Source organism: Promicromonospora panici (assembly GCF_900608595.1).
Classification (GTDB): domain Bacteria; phylum Actinomycetota; class Actinomycetes; order Actinomycetales; family Cellulomonadaceae; genus Promicromonospora; species Promicromonospora panici.
On record NZ_UWYY01000048.1, the window covers coordinates 1 to 11,563 of the forward strand.

The window sequence follows — 11,563 nt, forward strand, 5'->3', positions numbered from 1 at the left end:
GACCTCTGCCACCTCCGCCATGCCCGGGACGGGTGCGTGATGGCGACCTCCCTTCCCACCGCCCGCCTCACGCTCGGGCAGATGCGCCGCAGCGTGGGGCGGCTCACGGCCGCCGGCGTGGCGATCGTGATCAGCACGGCGTTCGTCACCGTGACGCTGCTCGCCGGCGGCGTCATCCAGGGCACCACCCACGACATGGTCGCGGCCCAGTACGCCGACGCCGACGTCGTCGTGTCTGCGGCCGACGACGTGAGCACCTTCACCGCCGACGACGTCGCCGCCGTGGGCGCGGTCGACGGCATCAAGGCCGTCCAGCCCATCACGAGCTGGTTCGGCGACCTGCGCAACGGCGGCAAGGGCGGCTACCAGGCGTTCGCGCCGGTTCCCACCGACCCGCGGCTCTCGCCCCTGGAGCTGACCGACGGCGCCTGGCCTGCCTCCGCCGGCGAGGTCGCGCTGACCCCCGACGTCGCCGAGCGGCTCGGCGCCGGCCTGGGCGACACGGTGACGCTCGCGCGCACCGAGTACCCCGAGGGCTGGGCCGAGAGCCAGGCGGACGACCCGGCGGCCGAGCTCGGCCAACCGAAGGAGATCACCGAGAAGCTGACGGTGACCGGCCTGGCCAGCGATCCGTACGGGGCCTACTCGGTCTCCGGCGGGGCCGCCGCGGTCCCGACCGCGACGCTAGACACCTGGAACGCGGCCGAGCCCTACCCGAACCCGGTCAGCGAGCTCCTCGTCGCGCTCGACGCCCCGCTCAGCGGCGACAGCGTGCCCGCCTCCCTGGACGCGGCGGTCACCTCCGCCGCCGACGGGGTCGAGGGCGGCGTGTCCGTCGACACCACCGAGGAGGTGGCGACCGCGAAGACCGCCGAGCAGACCGGCGGCCAGGACCTCGTCTTCCTCGTGTTCGTCATGACGTTCGCGGCCATCGCGCTGCTGATCGCGGCCATGGTCATCACGAACACCTTCCAGGTGCTCGTCGCCCAGCGCACCCGCACGCTGGCCCTTTTGCGCTGCATCGGCGCGGGGACCGGCCAGCTCTACCGCAGCGTGCTGCTCGAGGCGGCGATCCTGGGCGTGGTCGCCTCGGCGGTAGGCATCGTGACCGGAGCGGTGCTCGCCCAGGTCGCGCTGATGGTGGCGCCGGCGTTCGACCTCGGGGTGCCGCTGCCGGCGGCCATCGCGCTGACCTGGCAGTCGGTGGTGCTCCCGCTGGCCGTGGGCGCGGGTGTGACGGTCCTGGCCGCGCTGGCCCCGGCCCGCTCGGCGACCCGGGTCGCACCGCTCGCTGCGCTGCGGCCGTCGGACGCCCCGACGCTGCACGCCCGGTCCGGCCGTACCCGTCTCGTGGTCTCGCTCCTGTGCCTCGTCGGCGGCTTCGCCGCACTCGGCGGCGGTGTCGCGCTCGGGATGAGCGGGACACCCCAGTTCGGCCTCGTCGCGGCGGTCGGCGGCGGCGCCCTCGCGTTCTTCGGCGTCGTGCTGAGCGCGGTGCTCTGGCTGCCGCGCGTCGCGGCGTTCCTGGGCGGGCTGGTGGCCCGCACCGGCCCGGCGTCCCGCCTCGCGGTCGCCAACACGCTGCGCAACCCCCGCCGGACGGCGGCGACCTCCACGGCGCTGCTCATCGGCGTCACGCTGGTCACCATGATGTCGACGGGCGCCGCCAGTGCCCGGATGTCGGCGGACAACCTGCTCGACGAGCAGTTCCCGTACGACGTGAGCGTCTCGCCGTCGTCGGCCGACTACGTCGAGGACCTGCGCGCCGCCGTGGCCGATACCCCGGGCGTCGCCGACACGGCGCTCGTGACCGACGCGACCGCCACGCTCGGTGGGGTCGAGGACTCGACCATCGTGGGCGCCGATCCCCGCGAGCTCCCCGACGTGGTGAACGTGTCCGAGGAGGCGGAACGGCTGACCGAGGGCTCGATCCTGCTCACCCAGGACACGGCCGACGAGCTGTCGGTCGGCGCCGGCGACCCCATCACCGCCTCGGGCGCCGACGGCTCGGTCGACCTGACCGTGGTCATCACGACCGCCGATCCGCTGAACCACTTCGTCACGACGGCGGACCTCGCCCGCATCACCGGAGATGACACGTTCACCAATATCTGGGCGCACATCTCGGGGGCCGAGGCCGCCGACGTGCTCTCGGACGTCCAGGACGCCGCAGCCGAGGTCGACGGCGACGCGTTCGTCATGGGCCCGGCGGCTCAGGCCGCGCAGTTCCGGCAGGTCGTGGACGTGATCCTCGGCATCGTGGTGGGCCTGCTCGCCGTCGCCGTCGTGATCGCCCTGATCGGTGTCACGAACACGCTGTCCCTCTCGGTCATCGAGCGGACCCGGGAGTCGGCGACCCTGCGGGCCATCGGCCTGAGCAAGGAGCAGCTGCGCGGCATGCTCGCCGTCGAGGGCGCGCTCATCGCCGGCGTCGGCGCGATCCTCGGCGTCGTGCTCGGGCTCGTGTTCGGCTGGGCCGGTGCGGCCACGGCGCTGTCCATCATGGGCGAGGTGCGCTACGCGGTCCCGTGGGTGGATCTCGGGGTGGTCCTGGCGGTCGCCCTCGTCGCCGGCCTGCTCGCGTCGGTGGTCCCGGCCCGGGCCGCGGCCCGCACCTCACCGGTGGCGGCGCTCGGCGTCGAGTAGCTCCTTCGGGCGCCGAAGTAGAGCGTCTGTCCGAGGCCGCCCGGGTTGGCACAGGCGGCCTCGGACAGGCGCTCTACTTCGCGGACAGGACGATCGCCGTACCGCTTGACCTGGAGCCCTCGGCGGCGGAACGTGAGAAGTGACGGCAGCGCCGTCGGGGCGTTGCTCCGAGCACAGGGAGTCCGCCATGTACATACGCACCACTGAGATCCAGGGGGATCCAGCCGACATCGACGACGGGGTCCGGCTCATCCGTGAGGAGATCTTCCCGGCGGTCAGCGCGATGGAGGGCTGCGTGGGGATGTCGATGCTGGTCGACCGGCAGACCGGCCGGTGCCTCACCACGACCGCGTGGTCGTCCGAGGACACCATGCAGGCGAGCGCCCCCGCCGTCCGGCCGCTGCGCGACCGCGCCGAGCGGGCACTGGGCAGCACCTCCGGCCGGTACGTCCACCAGTGGGAGGTCGCGGTCGTCCACCGCGAGCACGCCACGCCCGACGGCGCATGCGCCCGCCTCACCTGGCTGAGCGGCGGCAGCCTGAGCATGGTCGACAACGCCATCGACATGTACCGGATGGTCGTCCTGCCGCAGATCAAGGACCTGAGCGGCTTCTGCAGCGCCAGCCTGATGGTCGACCGGGAGACCGGCCGGGTCGTCAGCACCGCCGCCTTCGACAGCCGCGAGGCCATCGAGGCCAGCCGGGACATCAGCGCCGGTATCCGCGACCGAGTCGTCCGCGAGCTCGGCGCGACGCTCGACAACGTCGAGGAGATGGAGATCGCGTTCGCGCACCTCCACGTGCCCGAGATGGCGTGAAGCGGGCCGGGCTGGGCCGGCCCGGGCCTTGGATGCGGAGCGGCGTCAACGCTCCGCATCCCGGTCGCGCGGCACGCAGATCGGCGACGCGGCGACGCAGCCGGGCAGCTGAACCGGGCAGCTGAACGGGCCTGCCGCGCGGTAGCGTGACCACGTGCCGAATGCGTCCGAGGATGGTCCGATGATCAACGAAGAGAACCCGGTCGACGTCAAGCCCCGCTCCCGGCAGGTGACCGACGGTCTGGAGGCCACGGCCTCCCGCGGCATGCTGCGCGCCGTCGGGATGGGCGACGAGGACTTCGCCAAGCCGCAGATCGGCGTCGCGAGCTCGTGGAACGAGATCACGCCGTGCAACCTCTCGCTCGACCGGCTCGCGAAGGCGGCCAAGGAGGGCGTGCACGCCCAGGGCGGCTATCCGTTGGAGTTCGGCACCATCTCGGTCTCGGACGGCATCTCGATGGGCCACGAGGGCATGCACTTCTCGCTCGTGTCCCGCGACGTCATCGCCGACTCGGTCGAGACGGTCATGCAGGCCGAGCGCCTGGACGGCTCGGTGCTGCTGGCCGGGTGCGACAAGTCGCTGCCGGGCATGCTGATGGCGGCCGCGCGCCTGGACCTGTCCAGCGTCTTCCTCTACGCCGGCTCGATCATGCCGGGCTGGGTCAAGCTGGAGGACGGCACCGAGAAGCAGGTGACGATCATCGACGCCTTCGAGGCGGTCGGGGCGTGCGCGCGCGGGCTGATGAGCCGCGAGGACGTCGACCGGATCGAGCGGGCGATCTGCCCCGGCGAGGGTGCCTGCGGCGGCATGTACACGGCCAACACGATGGCGTCGGCGGCCGAGGCGCTCGGGATGTCGCTGCCCGGCTCGGCCGCGCCGCCGTCGGCCGACCGCCGGCGCGACGTGTGGGCGCACCGGTCGGGCGAGGCGGTGGTGAACCTGCTGAAGCGGGGCATCACCGCGCGCGACATCCTGACCAAGGAGGCCTTCGAGAACGCTATCGCTGTGGTCATGGCGTTCGGCGGGTCCACGAACGCGGTGCTGCACCTGCTCGCCATTGCCTACGAGGCCGAGGTCGACCTCACGCTGGACGACTTCTCCCGCGTCGCCGACCGCGTGCCGCACCTGGGCGACCTGAAGCCCTTCGGGCAGTACGTGATGAACGACGTCGACCGCATCGGCGGTGTGCCGGTGGTGATGAAGGCCCTGCTGGACGCCGGGCTGCTGCACGGGGACGTCATGACGGTCACGGGCCGCACCATGGCCGAGAACCTCGCCGAGATCGCGCCGCCCGACCCCGACGGCAAGATCCTGCGCGCCATGGACAACCCGATCCACAAGACGGGCGGCATCACCATCCTGAACGGGTCGCTCGCGCCCGAGGGCGCCGTCGTGAAGTCGGCGGGCTTCGACTCCGACGTCTTCGAGGGGACCGCGCGCGTGTTCGAGCGCGAGCGCAGCGCGCTGGACGCCCTGGAGGACGGCACGATCCAGGCGGGCGACGTCGTCGTCATCCGCCACGAGGGGCCCAAGGGCGGGCCGGGAATGCGCGAGATGCTCGCCATCACCGGCGCCATCAAGGGCGCGGGCCTCGGCAAGGACGTCCTGCTCATCACGGATGGCCGGTTCTCCGGCGGGACCACCGGCCTGTGCGTGGGCCACATCGCCCCCGAAGCGGTCGACGCCGGGCCCATCGCGTTCGTGCGCGACGGCGACCGCATCCGCCTCGACGTCGCCTCCAAGACGCTCGACCTCCTCGTCGAGCCGGCCGAGCTGGAGGTCCGCAAGGCGGGCTGGGCCCCGCTGCCCCACGCCTACAAGCGCGGCGTGCTCGCCAAGTACTCCAAGCTCGTCCAGTCGGCGTCCAAGGGGGCGGTGCTCGGGTAGCCCGGCGGGGGCCATTGGGCTTTCACCCACGCTTCGTGGCAAACTCCCAGATTCGTGCCATTGCACGTAAGAATTTTCCGCACTGAATCTGGAGCAATCCATGACACCCGAGGCCTGGAAGACGATAGCGATCGTCGCGTACCTCGCCCTGATGCTCGGCATCGGCTACGCGGCGTTCCGCCGCACCGATGACCTCGACGACTACATGCTCGGCGGTCGCCGGCTCAGTCCGGGTGTCGCCGCGCTGAGCGCCGGCGCGTCGGACATGTCCGGCTGGCTCCTGATGGGCCTGCCGGGCGCCATCTACGCGAGCGGCCTCGTCGAGTCCTGGATCGCGATCGGCCTGACGATCGGCGCCTGGCTCAACTGGAAGTTCGTCGCGCCGCGCCTGCGTGCGTACACGGAGACGGCGAAGAACTCGATCACCATCCCGAGCTTCTTCGAGAACCGGCTGCACGACACGTCCCGCCTGCTGCGCGTCGCCTCCGGCGCCATCATTCTCGTGTTCTTCACGTTCTACGTCTCCTCCGGCCTGGTCGCCGGCGGCACGTTCTTCGAGGGCTCGTTCGGGTTCGACTACCTGACCGGCATCTGGGTGGTCGGCGGGGTCACGCTCGCCTACACGCTGTTCGGCGGCTTCCTCGGCGCCACCTGGACCGACGTCGCGCAAGGCATCCTGATGCTGCTCGCCCTCGTCGCCGTGCCCGTCGTCGCGTTCTTCGACCTCGGCGGCTGGGGACCGATCCGCGAGGGCCTCCTCGCCGCGGAGGGCAGCGGCGCGGCCAACCACCTGTCGTTCGTCGCCGGGGCCTCCGCGACCACCATCATCTCCGCCGCCGCGTGGGGCCTGGGCTACTTCGGCCAGCCGCACATCATCGTGCGCTTCATGGCCATGCGCTCCCCGCAGGACGCCGTCGCCGGACGCCGCATCGGCATCAGCTGGATGATCGCCACCGCGGTCGGCGCGATCGTCACCGGGCTCCTCGGCGTCGCTTACGTCAACGCCCAGGGCGAGACGCTGGAGAACCCCGAGACCGTGTTCCTGTACCTGTCCCAGGTGCTGTTCCACCCGCTGGTCGCCGGCCTGGTCCTGGCCGCCGTCCTCGCCGCGATCATGTCGACGATCTCGTCGCAGCTGATCGTCTCCTCCTCGGCCCTGGTCGAGGACCTCGTCAAGATCTCCGGCCGGGAGATGACCGCCCGCACCGAGGTCCTGCTGGGGCGCGTCGGCGTCCTGGTCGTCGCCGTGGTCGCCGGGATCATCGCGTTCGACCGCACGGACACCATCCTGGACCTGGTCGGGTTCGCCTGGGCGGGCTTCGGCGCCGCGTTCGGGCCGATCGTGATCCTGAGCCTGTACTGGCGCCGCCTCACCAGCTGGGGCGCGCTCGCCGGCATGGTCACCGGCGCGGTGGTCGCGTTCGTCTGGGGCCGGACGGCGCTCGCCGACACGCTCTACGAGCTGGTCCCCGGCTTCGTCCTGGGCGCGCTCGTCGCGATAGTGGTCAGCCTGGTCACCCCGGCGCCGTCCCAGGCGATCCGTGAGGAGTTCGCCGAGGCTGCGCGCCTCGCCTCGGGGAAGGCCGCCGTCGCGCCCTGACCGCTGGGCGGGCTGACCACTGGGCGGACCAGGTCGTTGCCGCGGCTAACTATCTGACAGGATGGCCGTGTGACGAGCACGGGCGACGCGGCGGACGATCCGGAGTTCCGTTTCCGTGACATCGCCGTCGTCGCCTACCTGCCGTCCGTGGTGAGCTCGCTCGGCCATGGCGCCGTCATGCCGGTGCTCGCGATCCATGCCGGAGACCTGGGCGCGAGCACCGCGCTGGCGGCGTTCGTGGTCGCGCTGCTCGGCATCGGGCAGCTGGCCAACTCCCTGCCCTCGGGTGCGCTCGTGGCGCGGCTCGGCGAGCGCCGCACGCTCATGATCGCCGGGCTCGTCGACGCGGCGGCGATGCTGGCCGCGTTCCTGGTCCCGTCGGTCTGGTTGCTGTGCGTGTGCGTCTTCGTCAGCGGGATGAGCTGGACGGCGTTCCTGCTGGCCCGGCAGGGCTTCCTGATCGACGCCGTGCCGGTCAGCCACCGGGCACGGGCGATGGCGCTGCTGGGCGGGTCGATGCGCCTCGGGATCCTGATCGGTCCGCTGCTGGGGGCGCTGCTGATCCACCTGCTCGGCGTGCGTTCCGTGTTCGTGCTGGCCGCGTGCGCGTCGTTCGTGTCGGCGCTGATCGTGCTCCGGATGCCGGACTTCGGCCGGGTGGCCCGCGGCGTCACCCCGCTGCCGGTGCACTCCGTGCTGTGGAAGCACCGGCGCACGCTGCTCACGCTGGGCGTGGCCGTCATCATCATCGGCGCCTCCCGGTCGGTGCGCACCGGCCTGCTGCCGCTGTGGGCGGACCACGTGCACATCTCCGCGGCCGTCGTGTCCCTGCTCTTCGCGGTGGCGGCGACCATCGACATCGCGCTGACCCTGCCGGGCGGCTGGCTGCTGGACACCAAGGGCCGCCGGGTGGTGGCCATCCCGGTGGTCCTCGCGGTCGGCGTCGGCTGCCTGCTGCTCCCGCTGACCGACTCCGCGCTCGGCGTCGGCCTGGTGATGGCGGTCATCGCGCTCGGCAACGGGCTCGGCTCGGGGATCGTGATGACGCTCGGCGCCGACACCGCGCCGCAGGAGGGCCGCGCGCAGTTCCTCGGCGGCTGGCGGCTGTGCGGCGACATCGGCAACACGGGCGGGCCGCTGCTCGTCTCCGCGGTGGCGGCGATCGCGCCGCTGGCCGCGGCCCCGGTGGTGATCGGCGTGCTGGCGCTGGCCGGCACGATCTGGGTCGGGCACTGGACCGGCAAGGCCGACCGGGACCGCCGGGGTGGGCGGGCCGACGGCGGGTAGGACGACGGCGGGTAGGACGACGGCGGGTAGGACGACGGCGGGTAGGACGACGGCCGCGGGTCACCGTCGCCGAACCGCAAGCTAACCGTCGACGCCGTCGACGCCGTCAACGGCGTCGTCGAACCGCAACTTCCGAGTCGATCGGCGCCGGTCTCGACCAACAAGCTTCGGTTCGGCGTCCCAGGTGACTCACAGCTTTCGGCTCGGCCCGGCCCAGCGTCAACCCCTTGACGACCAACTTGCGGTTCGGCGCGGGTGGCTGGGCTGGTCGACGGCCAGCTTACGGTTCGGCGAGGCGTCACCAGGGACGTCAGGCGTTACGTGCTGTCGCGCGGCGGCGCATCTTGACGTAGTTGCCGCAGCCGGACATGGAGCACCAGCGCCGCGCGTGGTTACGGGAGGCGTCGTAGAACGCCCAGCGACACGTGTCGCGCGCGCAGACCTTGAGTCGTTCCCAGTCGCCTGCCGCCTCGCACCGGCGGACGGCGTCGAGCACGCCGGCGATGCCGCGCTCGAACTGGCTGCCCGTCCCCTCCAGCCGGAGGCCGCCGTCGGCGTCGAACGTGGCGCGCACCGGGATCCGGGCGAGCTCGGCGTCGAGCGCTCGGCGGGCCGTGCGACCGACGCCGTTGCCGGCGTCGTTTCCGTCGCTGCGGCTGGCGTCCTTGTCGCGATCCTCCCCCGGATCGCGCGCCGTCCCCGGTTCCGCGTCGTGCCCCGCGTGGATCAGGAGGACGGCGCGCAGCCCTTCCCGGACGCGTCGCGCGGCGGTGACGTCGGCCGCCGTCATGCGCGCGCCCGCCGGAGCGAGACCGCGCGCGGCGAACCAGTCGCGCAGGGCGGTGGCGCCGTCGAGGCTCTCGGCGTCCTCCTGCGGCTCGTAGCTGTTCACGAAGTCGCGCACGATCGCCGCGGCGGGCGGCGCCCAGGTGTCGAAGCCGTTCTCGTCCGGAGACCCTGCGGGCTGCATGACACCAGCGTAACCACTTGACCGGTGTATCTCCATGCGCCACGATCGTTCACGGCCAGACACCGGCCAACGACTGACGATGGTGTAAAGGGGCGACGATGACGAGCACCCGCACGGAGGCGGTGCGCGGGGCTGCTCGTCGTCGTCCTGGGCGTGCTCACGACGCTCGGCCCGCTGTCGATCGATCTCTATCTGCCGGCCTTCCCCGCCCTGCGGGAGGAGTTCGGCGCGGACGACGGCGCGGTGCAGCTCACGCTCGCCGGCATGACCGTCGGTCTCGCGCTCCGGAACCTCGTCACGGGTGCGTGGAGCGATCGTGTCGGACGACGTCGGCCGCTGCTGCTCGCCACGGCGCTGCACGTCGTCGTGACCGTGGCCTGCGCCGTGGCGCCGAACCTCGAGGTGCTCGCGATCCTGCGGGTCGTCCAGGGCGTGGCGGCGGCGGGCAGCTCGGTGCTCGTCCTCGCGATCGCGCGCGACGTGAGCGACGAGCGACGGCACTGCGCTCGTCCGCCTCGTCTCGCGCATCACGCTCGTCACGACGACGGTCCCGCTGCTCGCGCCGGGTCGCCGGGGCCGCCCTGCTCCCCCTGGTCGGCTGGCGCGGGATCTTCGCCGTCCTCGCCGCGACCGTCGTCCCGCTGCAGCACACCGGTGCGGGGCTGGCCGGGCTGCTACCGTGCCTCTGGCTCTTCGTGACCGGGTGCGGCGGCTGCTTCGCCGGCGCCGCGGGGCGGGCGCTGCGCGACCAGTCGGCGCGGGCCGGCACCGCCACGTCCGTCTACGGCTTCAGCACCTTCGCGGCCGCGGGGCTGATCGCTCCCGTCGCCGGGGCGATCGGGCTCCAGGACGCCACGCCGATCGCCGCCGTCCTCGCCGCCACGGCCCTCACGGGGACGACGGCGGCGGCGGTGATCTTCGTCCGGGACCGGCCGCCGCCGCCCATCCCGGAACCGACCGCCCGCAACAGCCCGGCCTGAGAGAGCACGCCCGCCGGACGGCGACGCCGCCCTCGATCTGTCAGCCGCCGCCCTCGACCCGTCAGGAGACCCGCACCGTGTTCGACCTGCCCGGCCTGCGCCGCCACGTCCCGCTCGCGGTAGCACTCGGCGTCGACTCGATCGGCACGGGGATCAGCGGCCCCCTCCTGCTGCTGTTCCTGACCCGCGTCGCCGACATCCCGCTGCCCCAGGCCGGGCTCACGCTCTCGGCGACCTACGGCGTGGCGCTGGTCGTGCCCGCGGTCGTCGGCCAGATCGTGCACCGGTTCGGCGGGCGGAACGTCCTGATCGCCGCGCAGGTACTGCAGGCGGCCGGGCTCGCCGGGTTGTTCTTCGCCCGCGAGCTGCCCGCGATCGCCGCCTTCGCCCTCGTGGCCGCGATCGGCCAGCGCGCCTTCTGGTCGTCGGTCTTCTCCGTCATCGCCGACGCGTCCGACTCCGGCCCGGCCGACGACAAGGACCGCTGGTTCGCCTTCACCAACATGGTGCAGAACACCGGCTTCGCGCTCGGCGCGCTGGCGGCGGGAGGCCTGCTCCTCATCCCGGGCGACCTGCCCTACCTGCTGGCCATCGGCACGAACGCCGTCTGCTTCGCCGCCTCCGCCCTGCTGCTCCTGGGCGACCGGTCCGGCCGGCCGGAGGAGTCGAGCCGTGTGGGCGGGCCGAGCGGTGCGGACGGGTCGAGCGGTGCCGACGGAGCCAGCAGCACCGACCTGGCGAGCGAGAGCGCCGCACCGGCCGGCCCGCACCGGGCCCACCGCATCCCGTCGTGGCCGTACCTCGGCCTCATCGGCGTGGGCGCGCTGTTCGCCTTCTGCAGCACGATCCTCGGGTCCGGCCTGGGTCTGTACGTGGTCGACGGGCTGTCCGCGCCCGCCGCGATCGTCGGCCCGCTGCTCGCGACCAACACGGTCCTGAACGCGATAGGGCAGGCGCCGGCGGTCCGGCTCACGCGCCGGTACTCCCGCGTCAGCGTCATGGTCGCGGCCGGACTGGTCTGGGGGGTCTGGGGGCTGTGCACCGCGGCGCTCGGCCTCGCACCCGCGGCCGTCGTCGTGCCCGGCCTGGTGCTGTCCGTGCTCGTCTACTCGGCGGCCGAGCTGCTGCACGGGCCCCGCTCGATCGCCTACGCCGCCGACGCCGCACCGCCCGGGCAGCGCAGCACGTATCTGTCGTGGTTCCAGTACAGCTTTGCCATCGCGAACGTCGCCGCGCCCGGCGTCTTCGCCGCCACCTTCAGCGTGGCCCCTGCGCTGCCGTGGATCGTCACCTCGGTGGTCGCCCTGGTCGCCTGCGTGGGCCTGGTACTGGTCGCGAGAACCCTCCCCCCCCCACTGCCCCTGCCTCTTATCCA

Annotated in this window: 9 protein-coding genes; 8 read left to right on the forward strand and 1 reads right to left on the reverse strand. The window is 72.7% G+C overall.

The genetic code is table 11. The annotated features are described in order from the left end of the window. Window positions 1-39 precede the first annotated feature (39 nt). From EW117_RS29035 to EW117_RS29055, 5 genes are all read left to right on the forward strand, one after another. Window positions 40-2,646 (forward strand): ABC transporter permease, encoded by a 2,607-nt coding sequence (locus EW117_RS29035; RefSeq protein WP_129790199.1) that lies wholly within the window; start codon window positions 40-42, stop codon window positions 2,644-2,646. A 187-nt stretch (window positions 2,647-2,833) separates the two neighbouring features. Beyond that, a complete protein-coding gene (locus tag EW117_RS29040) occupies window positions 2,834-3,463 on the forward strand; it encodes a hypothetical protein (RefSeq protein WP_129790200.1) in 630 nt (209 codons plus the stop codon). 181 nt (window positions 3,464-3,644) lie between these two features. Then, window positions 3,645-5,351 (forward strand): dihydroxy-acid dehydratase, encoded by a 1,707-nt coding sequence (gene ilvD / locus EW117_RS29045; RefSeq protein WP_129790201.1) that lies wholly within the window; start codon window positions 3,645-3,647, stop codon window positions 5,349-5,351. Window positions 5,352-5,451: 100 nt separating this feature from the next. Continuing rightward, window positions 5,452-6,951 carry a sodium/proline symporter PutP gene (gene putP / locus EW117_RS29050; RefSeq protein ID WP_129790202.1) on the forward strand — a complete coding sequence of 500 codons (1,500 nt, stop codon included), beginning with the start codon at window positions 5,452-5,454 and terminating at the stop codon, window positions 6,949-6,951. Window positions 6,952-7,020: 69 nt separating this feature from the next. Beyond that, complete coding sequence (locus tag EW117_RS29055) at window positions 7,021-8,238, forward strand: MFS transporter (RefSeq protein WP_129790203.1); 1,218 nt, start codon at window positions 7,021-7,023, stop codon at window positions 8,236-8,238. Between the two features lie 310 nt (window positions 8,239-8,548). Here EW117_RS29055 and EW117_RS29060 read toward each other — a convergent pair whose 3' ends face one another. Next, the gene (locus tag EW117_RS29060; protein WP_129790204.1) at window positions 8,549-9,208 is read right to left on the reverse strand and encodes a CGNR zinc finger domain-containing protein; all 660 of its coding nucleotides are present in this window, start codon (window positions 9,206-9,208) and stop codon (window positions 8,549-8,551) included. Window positions 9,209-9,361: 153 nt separating this feature from the next. Between EW117_RS29060 and EW117_RS29065 the strand changes: the two genes are divergently transcribed. The 3 genes from EW117_RS29065 to EW117_RS29075 all read left to right on the forward strand — a co-directional run. Continuing rightward, on the forward strand, window positions 9,362-9,907 hold the full coding sequence (locus EW117_RS29065; protein WP_165362919.1) for an MFS transporter: 546 nt from the start codon (window positions 9,362-9,364) through the stop codon (window positions 9,905-9,907). Then, window positions 9,904-10,188 carry a hypothetical protein gene (locus EW117_RS29070; RefSeq protein WP_129790206.1) on the forward strand — a complete coding sequence of 95 codons (285 nt, stop codon included), beginning with the start codon at window positions 9,904-9,906 and terminating at the stop codon, window positions 10,186-10,188. Before EW117_RS29065 ends, EW117_RS29070 begins: the two co-directional genes overlap by 4 nt. Window positions 10,189-10,265: 77 nt before the next feature. Continuing rightward, on the forward strand, window positions 10,266-11,563 hold a 1,298-nt coding region (locus EW117_RS29075), incomplete at its 3' end, for an MFS transporter (protein WP_165362920.1).